This window comes from Kitasatospora sp. NPDC001159, from assembly GCF_053598235.1.
This window is the reverse complement of the sequence record NZ_JBSFJV010000024.1, coordinates 1-17,959: the sequence shown is the minus strand read 5'-3', so window position 1 is coordinate 17,959 and position 17,959 is coordinate 1. Positions and strand designations below refer to the sequence as shown.

Here is a 17,959-nt window from a genome sequence, read left to right as displayed (position 1 = left end):
GCAGTGTCGTTGGACCGGCCATGAAGAAGCGCAGCATGCTCGCCGTCGCCTCGCTCGCCGTGGGTGTCGTGGCCTCCCTCACCGCGCCGAGTGCGCACGCCAGTGCCATCGGCGGTCAGGAGGGCCTGCCCGGTCCGCTGACCAGCGCGCCGGACGCGCTGCCCGGGCAGGTCGGGGACGCGGGCGGCGTGGTCGGGCACGCCACCGGGTTCGTGACCGGGTCGGCCGATGGGCTCGTCCCGGTCACGCCCGCGTAGTAGTCGGGGCCGGTCAGGCAAGAGGTGGGTCAGGACAGCAGGGCGCCGAGGTCCTGGGTCCACAGGGTGCCGGCGGGACTGGTGGCCACGCCGACGCCGACGTCCTTGAAGCCGCAGTCGAGCATGTTGGACTGGTGGATGCCGCCGTCCATCCAGCGGGAGAAGACGCTCGCCGGCATGGTCGGGCCCCGGTCGAGGTTCTCGCCCCACTGGGACCAGCGGTAGCCGGCGGCGGTGATCCGGGCGTCCGCGTGGACACCGTCGGGGTTGACGTGGTCGAAGAAGTTGCGGGCGGCCATGTCGTCGGCGTGCTTCTGGGCCGCGCTGTGCAGCCGGGGGTCGATCCGCAGCGGGGCGCAACCCGCCTTGGCGCGTTCGGCGTTGACCAGGTCCACGAGCTGCCGCTCCGGGTTGGGTGACGGCGCGGCGGTGGTCGGCCGGGTCGCGGTCGGCGTGGGTGTCGGGGTCTCGGTGGGTGTCGGGGTCGGCGTCGGGGTGGGCGTGGGCGTCGGGGCAGCCGTCGGCGTCGCGACCAGGGAAGGCAGGGCCGCCAGCGCGGCGGCCGGGGTGCTGGGCTCGGGTGCGGCGATGCTCGGCGGCTCGCTGTGGTTCGGCCAGACCAGGGCGAGAGTGGTGACGGCCACCGCGGCGGCCGCGCCGCTCGCCAGGACGGCCTTGCGGGCGGCGGAACCGGTCCAACCGCCGTGCGTGCCGGAGCCGCCGGCCGTACCGCCGCCCGCTCCCGCGCCCCCGCCGGCTCCCGCACCGCCGCTTCCGGCGGCGGTCGAGTGCGCGGCAGCCGGCGCGACGGTGGCCGCCGTGTGCTGGAAGTGCAGCAGGGCGGGCGAGTCCAGCGGAATCGGGACCAGGACGAGGCCAGCCAGCAGCCCCTCCGCGGGGAAGAGGTCGCGACCGAGGCCGTCACAGGAGGCGCAGCTGCGGATGTGCCGGGCGATGCGCTTGCGCCAGACCGAGTTCGGGGTGCCGTCGAACCCGATGGTGGTCTCGGCGAGTCCCGGGCAGCGCGGGTAGGCGCTGAGGGCGCGGACCACCATCCGGCCGACTTCGAGCTGCTTCTTCATCCGCTGGACGCGGACGGCGGCGTGCTGCGCGGGCAGGTCGAGGGCTTCGGCGAGCTCGGCGCGGGTGAGTTCACCGCCGGCCTCCAGCCACCACAGGGAGAGCAGCTCGCGGTCGTCCGGGTCCAGCCAGCGGGTGGCCTCGGCCACCTCGCGGCGCTGTCCGGAGAGGCCGAGGCGCAGGATGGTCAGATCGGTGAAGTCGGCCCTGGGGTCCGGGACTTCCCAGGTCTCGTCCAGGCCGCCGACGGTGGGCTGCTGCTGCCCGGCAGCATGGCGTCGGCGCACCTGGTTCATGGTGATCGCGACCAGCCAGGACCGGAAGGACTCCGGGTCGCGGAGCCCGTCCAGGCCGTCGAGGGCACGGATCATCGTCTCCTGGGCGACGTCATCCACGTCGGCGTGGCCGCCGAGGGCACGACCGGCGACGTTGTAGACGAGCGGCAACCAGGCGGCGACCAGCGCCTCCTGGGCCTGCCGGTCGCCTGCCTGCGCCGCGACTACCAGGGTCGTCCCGGCCCTGTTCTGCACATCAGCGTTCATGGTCCGCACTCCGTCTTGCCGTGTTTCCGTCCGCCGCTGCCTCCTCGGAGACCTGTGGGGAGTGATCAGATAACAACAATGTGCGCGGAATAGGAAAATCGGCCCGGTCGGGGGTCGGTGCCGGAGCCTCTCCCGGCGGCGGTGCCGGGGCCGTCGCGGGGGCCGTCGCGGGGCCGTCTCCGGGGGCGATCAGGCCGGGGTGGCGAACACCTGGGTCCACCACGGGCCGCCGGAGCCGGTTCGCACACCCACCCCGAGCTGCTTGAACGCGCAGTTCAGGATGTTGGCGCGGTGGCCGGGGCTGTTCATCCAGGCGTCCATCACGGCCGCCGGGTCCTTCTGGCCGCGGGCTATGTTCTCGCCCCAGGTGCTCCAGCGGTAGCCGGTGGCCTCGATCCGGTGGTCGGCGTGGTAGCCCTCCGGGCTGGCATGGTCGAAGTAGTTGCGGTCGGCCATGTCGTCGCTGTGCGACTGGGCCGCGCTGGCCAGCCGCGGCTCCGCAGTGACCGGGTCGCAGCCGGCCTTGGCCCGCTCGGCGTTGACCAGGTCCACGACCTGCTGGGCGTAGGAGGAGGACGGGCCGCCGCCGACCGGGGTGGGCGCCGAACTGGCGAGGGTCCGCTGGGCGGTGGCCGCGGCCGCGGCTCCGGCGGTGCTCGCGGCGGTGCGGGTCGCGGTCGGGCTGGCCTTGGCGGTGGTGGGCTGGGCGGTCGCGGTGGGCTGGGCGGTCGGGGAGGCCGTGGCGGTGGCTGTCGGGCTGGCTGTCGGGCTGGCCGTCGCGCTCGCGGAGGCCGACGCGTCGGTGGCCGACGAGCTGCCCGGCACGCCGCCCCCGGGCGCGGGGACCGCGCCCCCGGCGCCCGGCACCTGGATGCCCTCGTGCGTACCGAGTTCGGCCGCGATCAGCGAGTCGGCGGCGGCCGCCTGCCCGGCGAGGTCCCGGTCACTCTGCTTGCCGCCGTAGGCCGCGTACCCCGCTCCGGCCAGCGCGGCGAGCAGCCCCGTCCCGGCCACGGCGGCGACGACCGCGGTGAGCGGCACCAGCCCGCCCCGCCTTCGCGCCCGACGGCCGCGACCATGGTGTCGCTGGGCGGCCCGCCGAGCGGCGGCCCGACCGCTGGGGCGGCCCTTGGCGCCGCCGTTCGCCGGGGTGATCGTCGTCCTGTCGTCGCTGTTCACGCGGCCACTGCTTTCTGTCCAGGTCGGCGGGGTCGGGTGCCGACACCTGGGAGACCTCCCGGCGGAGCGCCGATAACAGAAAGTCCGAACGAATGTCCGTCAACCCGGCCACGGCCTCAGCGGGCCGTGACCTCCGGGGCCATGTCGTAGGTGACGAACACGGCCCGGACGGCGACCTGGTCGCCACTCCGGCGGCTCCCCCGCAGCCGGACGGGCTGCCACGGACGAGTGACGCGCCTTCCCCGGTCCGTGCCCATCGCCTACGGTGGGTCACCCCTAAGGCGACGACCGGAGGTTCACCGTGGCGGAGGAGCCGACGACGCAGTACCGCAGCTACGCATGGGAGGACGGTGAGGGCGGCCGGTACGTGGTGCTCTACCCGGGCACCGAGGAAGCCGACGAGGAGCGCAAGGCCCGGTTCCGTGCGATGGGCGCCCGGGAGGCGGAACTCCTCCGGGCCGAGGAGGAGGCGGAAGCGGAGCGGGGGATCGGGAGGCCCGCCCTGCGGCTGGTGCGCGACGAGGACTTCTGATGGGGACCGCCGAAAGGGCATCCGGTCGGCGGCGGCCGGGGTGATGGCGGGAATCGTCATATCCGTGCCCTTGCCGCCATCGATGAGGGCGGCCACGCTGGACGAGTAACCCGCCGACGCGTCGTCTTCGCGATCTTTCCGGACTTCCAGATCCTCGACCTGACCGGGCCCCACGAGGTCTTCACCCAGGCGGGGCGTCTGACCGGGGGCGTCGTCATCGGCACCGTGGCGGCCGCACCCGGCCCGGTGACCTCCAGCAGCGGCCTCGCGGTCTCCCCGACCCTGACGATCGAATAGGCAGACGGACCGGTGGACACGCTCGTCGCCGTGGGCGGCGGAGGCGTCCACCGGGCCTGCGAGGACCGGGCGTTCGTCGACTGGTTCGCCCGGACCGCGCACCGGGCCCGCCGCACCGCCTCGGTGTGCAGCGGAGCCTTCCTGCTCGGCGCGGCCGGGCTCCTCGACGGACGGCGCGCGGTCACCCACTGGGCCAGCTGTGGCCAGCTGGCCGGACGGTACCCGCAGGCCACCGTCGACCCGGACCCGCTCTTCATCCGCGACGGCGAGCTGTGGGTCCTCGGCCGGCATCACCGTCGTCGTACCGGAAGGCGCCCCAGGGGGGCGAAGGACTACCTGGCGACCGGACGGGACGCCTCGGCGGCGGATCCGGGATCCGCACGGTGATGCTGGGCGTGGGCAGCGGGCGAGTGGGGAGCCGGGCCCGGATGCGGGGACCGGTGGGCCCACGGATGCTGGACGCAATGGTGGGTGTCCGGGCCGGGTGAGGAGTGGGTGGATGGGGCTGCGGAGGTTGGCGGAGGTGTCGGGGGCGGTGGCGGCGGAGGGTGGGCGTCGGGCGAAGGTGGGGTTGTTGGCGGGGTGTCTGCGGGAGTTGGGGCCAGCAGAGGGGGTGGCGGCCGTGGTGTTGCTCTCGGGGGAGGCTCAGCGGTTGCGGACGGGGGTGGGGTGGGCCTCACTGCGGGATCTGCCGGAGCCGGCGGGCGAGCCGTCGTTGGGGGTGCGGGAGGCGGTGCGGGAGCTGGAGCGGATCGCCGGGGTGCACGGGGCGGGGGCACAGGCGGAGCGGCGGCGGTTGTTGGCGGGGTTGTTCGGGCGGGCGACGGAGGTGGAGCAACGGTTCCTGCGGGCGGTGCTGGTCGGGGATCTGCGGCAGGGGGCGTTGGACGCGCTGGTGGGGGACGCGGTGGCGCAAGCGGCCGGGGTTCCGGTGGCGGCGGTGCGGCGGGCACTGATGTTCCGGGGGTCGGCGCGGGCGGTGGCGGAGGCGGCGCTGACCGGCGGGGCGGAGGCACTGGCGGCGTTCCGCCTGGAGGTGGGACGGGCCGTGCGGCCGATGTTGGCGGCCTCGGCGCCGGATGTGGCTTCGGCGTTGGAGCGCACCGGTGTGGCGGGGGTGGAGTGGAAGTTGGACGGGATCCGGGTGCAGGTGCACCGGGACGGCGGGGAGGTCGCGGTGTTCACCCGCGGCCTGGACGATCTCACCGCGCGGGTCCCCGAGGTGGTCGAGGCGGCGCTCGCGCTGCCGTTGCGGACGGCGGTGCTGGACGGCGAGGCGATCGCGCTCGGTGCGGACGGGCGGCCGCGCCCGTTCCAGGAGACCGCCGCGCGCACGGCCTCCCGGCGGGATCCGGACCGGCTGCGGGCCGAGGTCCCGCTCAGCGTCTACTTCTTCGACCTGCTGCACCGGGACGGCGAGGACCTGGTGGACCGTCCGGGCCGGGAGCGCTGGGCGGCGCTGGCCGGGGCGGCGCCGGAGGGTCTGCGGGTGGCTCGCACCGAGACCGGGGACCGCGAGGTGGCCTTGGCGTTCTTCCGCGAGACGCTGGCGCTCGGCCATGAGGGCGTGCTGGTGAAGGACCCGGCGGCGGGGTACGCGGCCGGGCGGCGCGGGGCGGGCTGGATCAAGGTGAAGCCCCGGCACACCCTGGACCTGGTGGTGCTGGCCGCCGAGTGGGGAAGCGGCCGGCGGCGCGGCTTCCTGAGCAATCTGCACCTGGGCGCCCGGGCCGCGGGTGAGCCGGGCCTGGGTGAGTGGGTGATGCTCGGCAAGACCTTCAAGGGCCTGACCGACGAGACGCTCGCCTGGCAGACGGGCGAGCTGCTGGCCCGGGAGACGGAGCGGGACGACTGGACGGTGCGGGTCCGTCCGGAACTGGTCGTCGAGATCGCCTTCGACGGTCTCCAGCGCAGCCCCCGTTACCCCGCCGGCCTGGCGCTTCGGTTCGCCCGGGTGGTGCGCTACCGGCCGGACAAGCGCGCCGCCGAGGCCGATACCGTGGCCACCGTCCGAGGACTCGCCGCCGCCGAGGGGCTGTGACGCACGCCGTTTGGCGGAGTAACGTCAATTTCGAACCTGCCGCGCGGCAAGGAAGCCGGGACGGGGGCGAATCGGCCGTTTTCGGCGATCCGGCCACCGCACCCTCCATGGACGGAGCAGTGGCAGTCAGGTTGGCAATGACAACGAGAGGCGGCCGCCGGGCAGCCGGCGGCGCACTGGCGAGAGGTGCCCGACCATGCAGGTGAAAGTCGACCGGGATCGCTGCTGCAGCTCCGGGATGTGCGTCATGAACGTCCCCGAGGTCTTCGACCAGGACGATCACGACAGTCTGGTGAGGCTCCGTCAGGCCGCCATCCGGCCCGACCAGTTCGCCGACGTCAGGCTGGCCGCCGAACTCTGCCCGGGCGGTGCGATCACCGTCACCGAGGAAGAGCCCGCCGACGGCTGACAATTCCCTTACCGATAGTTCGACCTGACGAAGAGTCGCCACTACCCCCACTCGAGGACACCGCGACGTAAGGAGACCCCGCCTTGACCAGCACGCCCACCACCCAGGCCGTCCCCGTCCCGGCCCCGCACTCCAGCGGCTGCCCGTTCGGCCCGCCGCCCGCGTACACCGACGCCGCCGCCACCGCCCCGCTCACCCGTGCCGACCTGCCCGGCGGCGAGTCCTGCTGGCTGGCCACCGGCTACCCCGAGGTCCGCACCATCCTGTCCGACCGCCGGTTCAGCTCGGACGCGCGCCACCCGTCGTTCCCACTGCTGGTCCCCGGCCGCCGGGAACTGCTCGCCGCCAACCCGAGCTTCCTGCGGCTCGACGACCCCGAGCACGCCCGGCTGCGCCGGATGGTCACCGGGGACTTCCTGGTCAAGCGGGTGGCGGCGCTGCGCCCGGGCATCCAGCGGATCGTGGACGAGGCGCTGGACGCGATGACCGCGGGCCGGACCGAGGCCGACCTGGTCGCCGAGTTCGCGCTGCCGGTGCCCTCGCTGGTGATCTGCCTGCTGCTCGGCGTGCCGTACGACGACCGCGACCGCTTCCAGGGGCTGAGCCGGACCCTGCTGAACAACAAGAGCACCCTGGAGCAGCTCACCGCGGCCCAGGACGAGATCCTGGACTACCTGAACGATCTGGCGGCCCGCAAGCGGGAACGGCCGGAGGACGACATCCTCAGCCGGCTCGTCGTCCGGGACGACCTGACCCTGGACGACGTCGCCAGCACCGGGGTCCTGCTGCTGGTCGCCGGGCACGAGACGACCGCGAACATGATCTCGCTCTCCACCGCCCTGCTGCTGGAGCAGCCCGAGCAGATCGCCAGGCTGGCCGACCCGGCCGCGCTGCCCGGCGCGGTGGAGGAGCTGCTGCGCCTGCTGACCATCGTGCACACCGGGCTGCCCCGGGTGGCGCTGGAGGACGTGGAGCTGGGCGGCGAGACGATCAGGGCCGGGGAGGGCGTGATCGCGATGCTCTCCACCGCCAACCGGGACGAGGAGGTGTTCGGCGGCGCCGACCGGCGGCCGACGGACGAACTGGACCTGGACCGGGACGCCCGGCGGCACATGGCCTTCGGCTTCGGCGTGCACCAGTGCCTGGGCCAGCCGCTGGCCCGCGCCGAGCTCCAGATCGCTCTGGAGAGCCTGTTCCGCCGACTGCCCGGGCTGCGGCTGGCCGGCACCGAGGGCGCGCGGGAGTTCCGCACCGACTCGTTCATCTACGGGATGCAGTCACTGTCCGTGACCTGGTGAGACCGTGCCGTTGAGGTCCGGACGGCCCGGCGGGTCACCCGGCTGGCCCCGGCGCCGGGGTGGGGGCAGGCTGGAAGGGCGAAGACAGACCCGGCCCTGCCGCGCCTCCGGTTTGGCGCACGCCCGGACCGGCCGAGGAGACGGAGCCCGCGATGACGGACATGAGCGAACGCTCCGAAGTGAGCAGCGACCGTGAGGAGGACGTCCGCGCCGCCGACCCCGAGGAGGGCATCACCTCGATGCAGAACCTGCACGCGCAGGACACCTCCCAGGCGGAGGGCGACGCCATGCTGGACGAACCCGGCTCCACTGGCTGACCGTCCGCCACACCGATCCGACCGCCCGGCGGGACCGGGCGGTCTCTGCGACCGCAGGTGTCGCTGCCCGGGCGGCGGTCCACCGGCGGGGGAGGACAAGCGCATGACCGAACACGATCAAACCGGTCGGCAGGCCCAGCCGGGCCTGGATCCGCGCACCTCGTGGGCGACCTGGACCACCCAGTCGATCATCAGCGGCCCCGGCGGGGTCTCCACGGCCGAGGTCGGCCCGATCTCCGGCGACCTCACCGTGCACACCACGTGGGTGGACGGCGAGGCGCGGCTGACCGTCCAGTACACCGGCGCGCTGGACTGGTACACGGTCTCCGGCAGCCCGGTGCCCGCGGCGGACGAGACCACCGCGCGGGCGATCCACCAGGCGATGGTGAACGGCGTCAAGGCGGGGCGCGGGGCGATGGCCCCGCCGTCGCCCACCGGCTAGCACGTCCGCCAGGGGCCCGCTAGCGGATGACCGCGCCCTCGACCGCCGGCCCGGCCGCGGCCCAGTAGCCGCGGTCGGTCGGCGGACGTGTGCGCAGGTCCGCGCGGACCTTCCCGGCCAGCCGCCGGGTGTCGCGCCGGTTGACGGTCGCGCCGATGCCCGCGCCGAACAGCAGCGGGACCACCGACGGCAGTCGGCGCAGCGAGCTGCGGGTGAGCCGGCGGCGCACCCGCTGGCGCACCTCCGCACCCACCGCGAGCGCCGCGAAGCCGGCGGGCCGCACCCGCAGCGGCTGGATCCCCCGGCGGTTGGCCCAGGCGGCCAGGTATGCGCCGGCCCGCTGGGCGGTGCTGCCCTGCGCCGGGACGCCGTAGACCTCGTGAAGCTCCGCGATCAGCTTGACCTCCACGGCCGCCACCGCGAGCGTCTCGGCCGCGATCTCCACCGGCAGCGCGGGCGGCACCGGCAACATCGCCACGGCGCCGACGCCCGCGCCGAGCGCGCCCGAAGCACGGGTGGCGCCGGCGACCAGCAGGTCGGCCAGTTGCTCCGGGTCGGCCGCGCCCGGGTGCTGGGCACGCAGAGCGGCGAGGTCACGGACCGGGATCCTGGGCGCGATCCGCACCATCTGCTCGGTGAGGGCCTTGCCGCCGAGCGCCGCTCCCCTGGCGGCGACCAGGCCGCCCTCGGCGAGCCGCCGCGCCGCCTTCGCCACCACCGCCCGACCCCGGCCGCGCTCGGCGTGGTACTCGGCGACCCGCCAGTCCTCGACGGGCCGCTCGGCCTGCTCGATCAGCTCGGCGAGTTCCTCGGCCAAGCCGGCCCCGGGGGCCGCCGGGCCGGCGGCGGGGACGGTCCCGGGGGCGGGCTTCGAACGGCCCGGCTGCCTCGAACGGCCCGGCTTGCGGAAGACTGTCATGCAGTTCCGGTACCCCCTCCGCCAGCCGGTACGCGCTACTCGGTGATCTCCACGCCGCGCCAGAACGCCACCCGGCCGCGCACGTGCTCGGCCTCGGGCTCGGGGTCGGTGTAGAACCAGGCGGCGTCCGGGTTGGTCCGCCCGGCCACCTCCAGGGTGTAGTAACCGGCGGTGCCCTTCCACCCGCACACCGTGGTCGTCCCGGAGGGCCGGAGGAACCCGGCCCTCACCGACTCGGCCGGAAAGTAGTGGTTGCCCTCGACGACGATGGTGTCCTCGCTCTCGGCGACGACGACCCCCTGCCAACTCGCTGTGGTCATACCGCGATTGTGCCCCACGGCAGATCACGCACCGGGTGGTTCGGGGAAACCTACGGCAGCGGCTCGGCGTGGACCGGCTGGTGGTGGCTCTGGTGGCCGCCGCTGGCGAGCATCCGGACCTCGGCCGCGTCGCTGATCTCGGCCCGGACGATCCCGCTGGCATCCTCGTAGACGGGATGGCCGCCCGGGCCCTTCGCGTCGGTCCTGGTGACCTCGACCACGTCCTGCGGGGTGTGGGTGCCCGGGGTCCCGGGGAAGGTGAGGGCGTAACGGTTGGCGGGGTTCATCACCGGCTCCTGCTCCCTGTCGACCCCCCGTGGGCTGCTAGGCGGTGGCCTCGACGGCCCGGGCGTGCCCGCGGACCTCCAGCTCGGCGAGCAGCCGGGCGGTGGCCTCGGCCACCGCGTCCACGGCCCGGTCGAAGGCCTCGCGGTTGTGCGCCGCCGGGGCGCGGAACCCGGACACCTTGCGGACGTACTGCAGCGCGGCGGCGCGGAAGTCGTCCTCGTCGGCGTCGGGCGTCACGGGCGGTCGCAGCGTCTTGATGTTGCGGCACATGTCCCCAGTCTCGCGCGCGGGCGCCGCGTCGGCGACCCCCCTTTCGTCACATCCGCCGCACAGGGGGCGTCATCCGACCGGATTAGGATGCCGGACGAACGAACCACCCCGCCGCGCGCCCGTACCCGGGTCCTAGACTCCTGCTGCCCGTTACCAGGTGTCGTGGCCCTCGACGAAGTCGTGCACCGACGTCGACCCGGCCGACTACGTCGCCCTGGTCATCCCCAGGCCCTCGCCCACCAGGGTCGTACCGTCCGCCTCCCGGAGGAGCCCATGCGCACCACCTACCTCGTTCTGCCCGGCTACCAGAACTCGGGTCCCGAGCACTGGCAGACCCGCTGGGAGGCCGCCGAGCCGGAGGCCTTCCGGCGGGTCGAGCAGGCGGACTGGGACCACCCGGAGCGGACGGACTGGGTGGCCCGGGTGGACGCGGCGGTGGCTGCGGCCGCCGCCGAGGGGCCGGTGGTGCTGGTCGCGCACAGCCTGGGCTGCGTCACGGCGGCCTGCTGGGTGGCCGAGGCCTCCGCCGAGCGGACCGCCGCCGTCCGGGGCGCGCTGCTGGTCGCCCCGGCCGACATCGACACCGCCGAGGTGCCGGCGCTGATCGACTTCCGCCCGGTGGCGCTGGAGCCGTTCCCGTTCCCGACCGTGGTGGTCTCCTCCACCGACGACCCCTGGGTGAGCCCCGAGCGGGCCCGGGAGTTCGCCCGGGCCTGGGGCGCCCGGTACGTCGAGTCGGGCGCACACGGACACCTCAATTCGGACTCCGGGCTGGGCGACTGGCCGGAGGGCCGCAAACTTCTCGCGGAGCTGTGACCACATGACCGGGGGGACGATGAACGAGCGTTGGAACAACCGGACACCGCGGACCAGGCGCACCCTGGTCCGGCTGCTGGCGGCCTGCGGGGTGGCGGCCGTCCTGCTGTACACCGAAGGCCAGTGGGAGAGCCGCTCGGGCGGGCGGATGCTGGTCGCCGACCTGCTCAACCGGCCGGAGCTGCTCCTCGGCTCGGCGCTGGCCGCGCTGATCGCGGCCGCCTGGCTGGGTGACCGCCGCACCGCCGTGCGGACGGCCACCCGGGCGGTCACGGTGACCGCCGGGGTGGTGTTCGTGCTCGGGGTGCTGACCGCGCACAAGGTGTCGGCTGCCGAGACCCGCAGCCGGGAGGACGCCCCGGCCGGGGCCGAGCGGACCCTCGTGGTGGTGCACCGCTCGTACGCCTCCGGGGAGCACGCCGGCGATCACTGGCAGGTGCTGCTGGAGAGCGGGGAGGGCTGGTCGGCCCGGCGCTGGCTGCTCGCGGACGTCGGCGGCAACCCGGACGAAGCCCGGCTGGTGGAGGCGAGCTGGACCGGACGGGCGCAGGTCACCGTGGTGACCGACTCCTACCGACGGGTTTTCAACCTCGACCAGGACAGCGGCGAGCCGGTCGAGGCGCGCTGACTCCGGCAGAACTGCGGCCCCGCCTGAGTACGGGTACTCAGGCGGGGCCGCGGTTCTGCCGGTGACTCACTGGTCCTCGGAGTCCGGCGGGGTGGTCGGGGCGGAGCGCCCGGTCGGGTTGCCGCCCGACGGGTTGCCGCCTGCCGGGTTGTTGGCGCGCGGCCGGCCGGTCGACGTGCCGGTCGAACCCGGGTTGGGGGTGCCGGTGCAGGTGGCCGAGCCCGGCGTGCCGCTGGAGGTGCTGCAGCCGGGGTCGCGCTTGATCGGATCCGGGATGTAGACGGTGGTGAACTCCTTCTCCGGCATGGACCGGACGGCGTCGCTCATGGCCTTCTGCCAGATCGGCCCCGGGCCGGTCGCGCCGAACACCTCCGCCTGGTACTGGCCGCCGATCCGGATGTTGCGCATCGGCACCTTGGTGCCCGGGCTGCCCAACCAGACCGAGGCGGCCAGGTTGCCGGTGTAGCCGGTGAACCACGCCGACTTCTTCTCGTCGGTGGTGCCGGTCTTGCCCGCGATCTGGCGGTCGTCGTCCAGCCGGAGGTCGCGCGCGGTGCCGCCCTTCTCGGTCACCCCGAGCAGCACGGTGTTGATCACGTCGGCGGTGTCCGGGGACATCACCTGGTCGCAGTGGACCGGGTTCACCGGGACGTCCTTGCCGTCCACCGTGGTGATCCGGTTGATCGCCAGCGGCGCACAGTAGTTGCCCCGGGCGGCGAAGGTCGCGTACACGTTGGCCATGGTCAGCGGGCTGACCTCCTGGGTGCCGAGGCCCAGGGCCGGCACCTCCTGCAGCGGATCGCCGCTCGCCTTCGCGGTCACGCCCAGCTTGTTGGCCATCTGCTTGACGGCACAGAGCCCGATCTCCTGCTCCATCTGCACGAAGTAGGTGTTGACCGAGAGGGCCATCGCCTCCTTGAGCTCGTACGGGCCGACCTCGCGCGTGCTCTCGTTGGGGATGATGCCGTCCTTCTTGCCCTTGCTCAGGTTCTTCCAGGTGCCGTCGCAGGTCTTCATCGTCGGCCAGTCCATCCGGTTCGGCGAGTCGTACCGCTGGGTGGGCGGCAGACCGGCCTCCAGGGCGGCGGCGGCCACGATCGGCTTGAAGTTGGAGCCGGGCTGGAAGCCGATTCCGCCACCCATCCCCGAGTCCACGTTGAGGTTGACGACGGTCTGGTTCTTCTCCTTCTCCAGGCCGTACGGGCGGGTCTGGGCCATCGCCAGGATCTTGCCGGTGCCGGGCTCGACCATGGTCATCGCCGCCGAGACCGGGTCGGTGACGTACACCTTGGTGGAGACGGCGTTCTGCGCGGCGGCCTGCTTGTCCGGGTCCAGGGTGGTGTAGATGTTCAGGCCGCCGGTGTCCCAGAGCTTCTTGCGCTCGGCGGCGCTCTTGCCGAAGGTCGGGTCCTGCTTGACCACGTGGCGGACGTAGTCGCAGAAGAAGCCCATGCCGGCCTGGGCGGTGATGCAACCGTTCTGCGGGTCCTTGTAGTTGAGGCCGAGCGGCGCCGCCTTGGCCTCCTTGGCCTGGTCGGCGGTGATGTGCTTGTTCTCCACCATCTTGTCGATGACGGTGTCCCTGCGCTTCTGGGCGGCCACCGGGTGCAGCTTGGGGTCGTACTGGGACGGGTTCTGCACCAGCCCGGCGAGCATCGCCGCCTCGGGCAGGGTGAGGTCCTTGGCGGACTTGCTGAAGTAGCGCTGGGCGGCGGCCTCGATGCCGTAGGCCTGGTGGCCGTAGAAGGTGATGTTCAGGTAGTTGGTGAGGATCTGCTCCTTGGTCAGGTCCTCCTCCAGCTTGATGGCGTACCGGAGTTCCTGGATCTTGCGGCCGAGGGTCTTGCGCTGGGCCTCGCGCACCGCGACCGGATCGTCCCCGGCCATCTCGACGTTGACGTTCTTCACGTACTGCTGGGTCAGGGTGGAGGCGCCCTGAACGGCGGCGCCGCTCTCGGCGTTCTTGGTGACCGCCCGCAGGATGCCCTTGAGGTCCACCGCGCCGTGCTCGTAGAAACGGGCGTCCTCGATGTCCACCTGGGCCCGGCGGATCAGCGGGGACATCTGCTCGGCCGTCAGCACGGTGCGGTCGCGCTCGTAGACCTTGGCGATCAGGCCGCCCTTGGCGTCGAAGATCTGGGTCGCCTGGGTCAGCGGCGGGGTCTTGAAGTCGTCTGGGATGCTCTCGAAGCTCTCGGCACCGCTCTTCGCGCCCAACCCGACCGCGCCGGCCGCCGGGAGGATCAGGCCCGCCAGCAGCACGCCGCCGAGCACACTGGAGCCGAGGAAGGTGGCCGCATGGCGCAGGATTCCGAGCGGGGTCTCACGGCGCCTCGGGCGGGGCACCCAGGTGTCGCCCGGGTCCGGGGCAGGTATGCGGCTCTTCGGTGACATAGTTCGAACATTAGGGCCGCGAAACCCCCGTGTGGGCAGGGTGTTGGCGAAGTATTGTCACAAAATCGCGACAGCTTCGACTCATTTGCGAGGGCCGCACGGGGGTTCACGCGGGGGCAAGGACCGTTCGTCCACGGCCGGCTGCCCCCGCGCACGAGGTCGTCGACCTCAGCTCGCCGGGCAGAACACGTCCTCGGCCGGACGACGGCCCGTCACCAGGAAGTCCGTCACCGCCGCGTCGCCGCAGGCGTTTCCGTTCGCCAGGTAGACGTCGTGACCGCCGGAGTCCACGGTGACCATCCGGGCGCGGTCGCCGAAGGCCTCGCGCAGCTTGAGCGCACCGCGGTAGGGGGTGGCGGGGTCGCGCAGGTTCTGGGCCAGCAGGACGTTCGCCGGGCCGCGGCCGGTCACCCGGACCGGCGGCTCGGCCGGGGCGAACGGCCAGAACGCACAGGGCATCGCGTTCACCGGCATGCCCGCGGTGAGCGGACGGGCGGCGCGGTCGGCGGTGACGTCCTTGGTGTAGGCGGCCGAATCGGTGGGCCAGTTGACGTCGTTGCACAGGGTGCCGGCCGAGGCCGCGATGTGGTTCTGCAGTACCTCGTCGGGCGCCGTCACCGGGGCGGGCAGCGGGCGGCGGCCCTGGGCGGCCAGCATCAGCCGGGCGAGGTCGGGGAACTTGGCGTCCGCGTACAGGCTCTCCAGCATGGTCTCGCGCAGCCCGTTGCCGTCCAGTTCGGCCGGGTTGGCTCCAGGCCAGGGCAGCGGCTCGTGGTCTAGGCGGGCGGCGAGGTCCAGGAAGAGCGGGCGGACCTGCTCGGGGGTGTCGGCGACCCGGTCCGGATTGCCGGGCGCCGAGGCCCACTTGGCGAAGTCGGGGAAACGGTCCTCGGCGCCCTGGCCGAAGGCGGCGAGCCAGCCCCGGCCGACCCGCGACGGGTCCGGGTCGTCGTTGCTGTCCAGCACGATCCGGTCGGTGTGGTTGGCGAACTTGGTGGCGTAGACGGCGCCCGCGTAGGTGCCGTACGAGGTGCCCCAGGCGGAGAGCCGGCGCTCCCCCAGGGCGCGCCGGATGCTGTCGATGTCGCGGGCCTCGTTGGCGGTGGAGATGCTGCGCAGCACCGGGCCGCCGTTGCGGGCGCAGGCCTCGGCGAAGCGGCGGCCGGTGGCGAGGTTCCCGTCGATCGAGCCGTCGGCGGCGGGCCAGGGGCGGAGTTTGACCATCGCCAGGTCGGAGTGGTCCAGGCCGCAGCTGACCGGGGTGGAGCGGCCGACGCCGCGCGGGTCGAAGCCGACCAGGTCGAAGCGGTCCAGCACGGACTGCGGCAGCCGTTTGACCACGCTGCTCGGGCGGTCCAGGCCGTTGTCGCCGGGGCCGCCGGGGATGATCAGCAGCACGCCGTGGCGCATGCCGGGCTTGGCGGTGGCGATCCGGGAGACGGCGACCGTGATCTGCTGGCCGTCCGGGTCGTTGTAGTCCAGGGGGACGGCGAGGTCTGCGCACTCCTGGCGGGGGTCGCTCTGGCTCTGACAGGCGGACCAGTCGAGCCGGTCGCGGCCGGCGTGCTCCGGGTCGGCGGCGGCGGGAAATGCGGTGAGCGCGGTGACGGCGATGGCGGCGGCAGCGGCGGTGGCGGCGGCGGGGCGTCGGATGGGGTTCGTCATGGCCAAGAGTCTGCCGGGGCAGGGGACTTGGGCCCATGCGGGAAGCTGGCCGGTTGGAGGTGGGGCAATCCCCCGGTTCCTGCGGGGGCCCGCACCCGCCTGCGGCGCGCCCACGGTTCGCGCCCTGCGGGGCATCGGCCCGCCGGACCCCGATGATGCGGTGGTCACGGCGGATCCGGCGCGGTGGCAGGAGAACTGAGGAGGCGTGAGGTGACGACAGGAACGCTGGAGGACGAACGCGCGAGCGGCGACGGTGCGGCGGTGGGGCACTCACACGCCCACGGTCCGGCGGCGCCGGTCTCCGCGCGACTGCGCAAGGTGATCGCGGCCGTGCTGATCCCGTTCGCGGTGGCGGTGGTGGTCGGGCTGGTGGTGCTCTGGCCGAGCGGGGTCCCTGCCCACCCGCACACCGGGACCGGGACCGGCTTCGACCAGCACCTGCGGTCCTCCGCGGTGGACGCGAACCGCAGACTGCCGATGGGCGTGCTGGCCGGGCTGTTCGCGGTGATCGTGGTGGTGGTCGGGCGCTGGCGCGGGGTGGCCGCGCTGATCGCACTGGCGATCAGCTTCGCGGTGCTGTCGCTGTTCATCCTGCCCGCCATCCTGCGCGGTTCGGACCCGCTGCTGGTGGCGATCGTCGGCGCCGGCGCCATCATGCTGATCGCCCTCTACCTGTGCCACGGGCTCTCCGCCCGGACATCGGTGGCGGTGCTCGGAACCCTGGTGTCACTGGTGCTGATCGGGGTGCTGAGCCTGGTGTTCGCCTCCTGGGCGCACCTGACCGGGAACACCTCGGAGGAGACCGCACTGGTCCACGACCTCTACCCCGGGATCGAGATCCGCGGCCTGCTGCTCGCCGGGTACGTGATCGGCTCGCTGGGCGTGCTGTTCGACGTGACGGTCACCCAGACCTCGTCGATCTGGGAGCTGCACCAGGCCGACCCGACGATGGGCGCCGGCAGGCTCTACCGGACGGGCATGCGGATCGGGCGCGACCACATCGCCTCGACCGTCAACACCCTGGTGCTGGCCTACGCGGGCGCCGCACTGCCGTTGCTGCTGCTGTTCTCGATCGCGCACCGGGACGTGGTGTCGGTGGCCACCAGCGAGCTGGTGGCGGAGGAGGTCGCGCGCGCCCTGGTCGGCAGCATCGGGCTGGTCGCCTCGGTGCCGGTCACCACCGGACTGGCCGCCCTGATCGCCGCCGCCGACCATCCTCGGACGGCGGCGGTGGGCTCCGGGCGGCACCGGCACGGTTAGTACTGCAATCACAGTTATGGGGTGTGGCCTCGGCGTTTGTAGTGGCTGAGGCGGGCTCGGGTCCGGCTGCGGCGTCGCCACCATGACCAGTGCAGATGATGCGTCGGAGTGAGGTGGTGGGGGTGGAGGATCAGGCCTATGAGGCGGCGAATCTCCGCGACGGACAGGGGTATCAGGATGGTTTGTCCTAACCGGTAGCCCCTTTTTCCAGCTCGTGGGCGCGGATCGCGGTCAGCGCGGCGAGCGTGGCCATGGACAGGGTGATGTGCCGGTACCAGGCGTCGTAGCGGCGGACCTGGTAGTGGTGCAGGCCGCGCTCATTCTTCGCGACCTGGAACGACTCCTCTATCGCCCACCTCGCCGCGGCGACCTTGACCAGGTCTTTCAATCGGGTGGCTGCGGGTCCGTAGCACACGTAATGGGCGATCTCGGTAGGGTCGCTGACCGAGCGGCGGGCCAGGACCCAGTGCCCGACGCCGTCCTCCCACACCGGGCGGATCGCCACCCTGGCCCAGTCGTAGACCCGCTCGCCGTGGGAGCCCTTGCCGCCCGACAGGCGCTTCCAGGTCTGCCGTGGCAGGGCGGCGACCAGCTCATCGACGCGGCTCGGGATCCTCGTCCAGGCCACGGCCGTCGGGCACACCCCAGTGGTGCGCCGGGCCCTCGGCCCGCTGCTCGCAGTCGCAGGACCCGAGGGCGAGCAGCGTCACGTAGACCTCTGCCTGCCGGCGGGTCAGCCCCATGCGGTGCAGGTACGTCTGCGGGTTCTCCTCGGTCATTCAGCGTTCCTCCACTCGATCCCGATCGGGTGCTGGCCGAGCCGCCTCGCGGCCACGCCCAGCCCGCCCGGCCCGCCCGGCCCGCCGGACAGATCCACCACGTTCACGCTGTCCGGGGGCGTTCACTCGGTGCCCCCGTTCAAGCCGGCGCCGACTCCCCCCGCCGCCACGAAACACGAGTCGGAAACCTGCGTGCGGGGCCCGTCAGACGCGTCTGACGGGCCCC

General features: G+C 73.3%; 20 protein-coding genes and 1 pseudogene. 11 read left to right on the top strand and 10 right to left on the bottom strand.

Annotation, left to right across the window (positions count from 1 at the left end):
* Window positions 1–20 precede the first annotated feature (20 nt).
* Window positions 21–257: a hypothetical protein gene (locus ACWC9T_RS15085; RefSeq protein ID WP_449821487.1), complete on the top strand. Its 237-nt coding sequence runs from the start codon at window positions 21–23 to the stop codon at window positions 255–257.
* A 29-nt stretch (window positions 258–286) separates the two neighbouring features.
* Here ACWC9T_RS15085 and ACWC9T_RS15080 read toward each other — a convergent pair whose 3' ends face one another.
* Both ACWC9T_RS15080 and ACWC9T_RS15075 read right to left on the bottom strand, forming a co-directional pair.
* Complete coding sequence (locus ACWC9T_RS15080) at window positions 287–1,879, bottom strand: sigma-70 family RNA polymerase sigma factor (protein WP_449821486.1); 1,593 nt, start codon at window positions 1,877–1,879, stop codon at window positions 287–289.
* A gap of 189 nt (window positions 1,880–2,068) precedes the next feature.
* Window positions 2,069–3,058 carry a CAP domain-containing protein gene (locus ACWC9T_RS15075; RefSeq protein ID WP_449821485.1) on the bottom strand — a complete coding sequence of 330 codons (990 nt, stop codon included), beginning with the start codon at window positions 3,056–3,058 and terminating at the stop codon, window positions 2,069–2,071.
* A gap of 301 nt (window positions 3,059–3,359) precedes the next feature.
* Here ACWC9T_RS15075 and ACWC9T_RS15070 point away from each other — a divergent pair, with 301 nt between their 5' ends.
* The 7 genes from ACWC9T_RS15070 (at window position 3,360) to ACWC9T_RS15040 (ending at window position 8,394) form a co-directional block, all read left to right on the top strand.
* Window positions 3,360–3,590: a hypothetical protein gene (locus ACWC9T_RS15070; RefSeq protein ID WP_449821484.1), complete on the top strand. Its 231-nt coding sequence runs from the start codon at window positions 3,360–3,362 to the stop codon at window positions 3,588–3,590.
* 309 nt (window positions 3,591–3,899) lie between these two features.
* Entirely contained in the window at window positions 3,900–4,274 is a 375-nt protein-coding gene (locus ACWC9T_RS15065; protein WP_449821483.1) for a DJ-1/PfpI family protein, read from the top strand.
* Window positions 4,275–4,386: 112 nt separating this feature from the next.
* The gene (locus ACWC9T_RS15060; RefSeq protein ID WP_449821482.1) at window positions 4,387–5,928 is read left to right on the top strand and encodes an ATP-dependent DNA ligase; all 1,542 of its coding nucleotides are present in this window, start codon (window positions 4,387–4,389) and stop codon (window positions 5,926–5,928) included.
* 196 nt (window positions 5,929–6,124) lie between these two features.
* Complete coding sequence (locus tag ACWC9T_RS15055; protein WP_449821481.1) at window positions 6,125–6,337, top strand: ferredoxin; 213 nt, start codon at window positions 6,125–6,127, stop codon at window positions 6,335–6,337.
* Window positions 6,338–6,420: 83 nt separating this feature from the next.
* Window positions 6,421–7,635: a cytochrome P450 gene (locus tag ACWC9T_RS15050; RefSeq protein ID WP_449821480.1), complete on the top strand. Its 1,215-nt coding sequence runs from the start codon at window positions 6,421–6,423 to the stop codon at window positions 7,633–7,635.
* A gap of 152 nt (window positions 7,636–7,787) precedes the next feature.
* Window positions 7,788–7,952, top strand: coding sequence for a hypothetical protein (locus ACWC9T_RS15045; protein WP_449821479.1), 165 nt, complete (start codon window positions 7,788–7,790; stop codon window positions 7,950–7,952).
* A 103-nt stretch (window positions 7,953–8,055) separates the two neighbouring features.
* The gene (locus ACWC9T_RS15040) at window positions 8,056–8,394 is read left to right on the top strand and encodes a hypothetical protein (RefSeq protein WP_449821478.1); all 339 of its coding nucleotides are present in this window, start codon (window positions 8,056–8,058) and stop codon (window positions 8,392–8,394) included.
* A 19-nt stretch (window positions 8,395–8,413) separates the two neighbouring features.
* Here ACWC9T_RS15040 and ACWC9T_RS15035 read toward each other — a convergent pair whose 3' ends face one another.
* The 4 genes from ACWC9T_RS15035 to ACWC9T_RS15020 are packed head-to-tail and all read right to left on the bottom strand — an operon-like array spanning window position 8,414 to window position 10,191.
* On the bottom strand, window positions 8,414–9,313 hold the full coding sequence (locus ACWC9T_RS15035; protein ID WP_449821477.1) for a hypothetical protein: 900 nt from the start codon (window positions 9,311–9,313) through the stop codon (window positions 8,414–8,416).
* A 35-nt stretch (window positions 9,314–9,348) separates the two neighbouring features.
* On the bottom strand, window positions 9,349–9,633 hold the full coding sequence (locus tag ACWC9T_RS15030) for a DUF427 domain-containing protein (protein WP_449821476.1): 285 nt from the start codon (window positions 9,631–9,633) through the stop codon (window positions 9,349–9,351).
* Window positions 9,634–9,683: 50 nt separating this feature from the next.
* Window positions 9,684–9,920, bottom strand: coding sequence for a DUF6296 family protein (locus ACWC9T_RS15025; RefSeq protein ID WP_449821475.1), 237 nt, complete (start codon window positions 9,918–9,920; stop codon window positions 9,684–9,686).
* Between the two features lie 37 nt (window positions 9,921–9,957).
* Window positions 9,958–10,191 (bottom strand): DUF2277 domain-containing protein, encoded by a 234-nt coding sequence (locus tag ACWC9T_RS15020; protein WP_449821474.1) that lies wholly within the window; start codon window positions 10,189–10,191, stop codon window positions 9,958–9,960.
* Between the two features lie 273 nt (window positions 10,192–10,464).
* Between ACWC9T_RS15020 and ACWC9T_RS15015 the strand changes: the two genes are divergently transcribed.
* Window positions 10,465–11,007, top strand: a complete 543-nt coding sequence (locus ACWC9T_RS15015; protein WP_449821473.1) for an RBBP9/YdeN family alpha/beta hydrolase — start codon at window positions 10,465–10,467, stop codon at window positions 11,005–11,007.
* Window positions 11,008–11,011: 4 nt separating this feature from the next.
* Window positions 11,012–11,635 (top strand): hypothetical protein, encoded by a 624-nt coding sequence (locus tag ACWC9T_RS15010; protein WP_449821472.1) that lies wholly within the window; start codon window positions 11,012–11,014, stop codon window positions 11,633–11,635.
* 66 nt (window positions 11,636–11,701) lie between these two features.
* On the opposite strand, the gene ACWC9T_RS15005 is transcribed toward ACWC9T_RS15010, so the two are convergent.
* On the bottom strand, window positions 11,702–14,029 hold the full coding sequence (locus ACWC9T_RS15005) for a transglycosylase domain-containing protein (RefSeq protein WP_449821471.1): 2,328 nt from the start codon (window positions 14,027–14,029) through the stop codon (window positions 11,702–11,704).
* A 168-nt stretch (window positions 14,030–14,197) separates the two neighbouring features.
* Window positions 14,198–15,694, bottom strand: a complete 1,497-nt coding sequence (locus ACWC9T_RS15000) for an alpha/beta hydrolase (RefSeq protein WP_449821470.1) — start codon at window positions 15,692–15,694, stop codon at window positions 14,198–14,200.
* 210 nt (window positions 15,695–15,904) lie between these two features.
* Between ACWC9T_RS15000 and ACWC9T_RS14995 the strand changes: the two genes are divergently transcribed.
* Window positions 15,905–16,954, top strand: a complete 1,050-nt coding sequence (locus ACWC9T_RS14995) for a YibE/F family protein (protein WP_449821469.1) — start codon at window positions 15,905–15,907, stop codon at window positions 16,952–16,954.
* Window positions 16,955–17,141: 187 nt separating this feature from the next.
* Here the strand turns inward: ACWC9T_RS14995 and ACWC9T_RS14990 are convergent.
* Both ACWC9T_RS14990 and ACWC9T_RS14985 read right to left on the bottom strand, forming a co-directional pair.
* Window positions 17,142–17,558: pseudogene (locus tag ACWC9T_RS14990) on the bottom strand (IS701 family transposase); the annotation flags it as partial.
* Window positions 17,548–17,733: a hypothetical protein gene (locus ACWC9T_RS14985; RefSeq protein ID WP_449821468.1), complete on the bottom strand. Its 186-nt coding sequence runs from the start codon at window positions 17,731–17,733 to the stop codon at window positions 17,548–17,550. The gene ACWC9T_RS14985 and the pseudogene ACWC9T_RS14990, both read right to left, overlap by 11 nt.
* Between the last annotated feature and the right edge of the window lie 226 nt (window positions 17,734–17,959).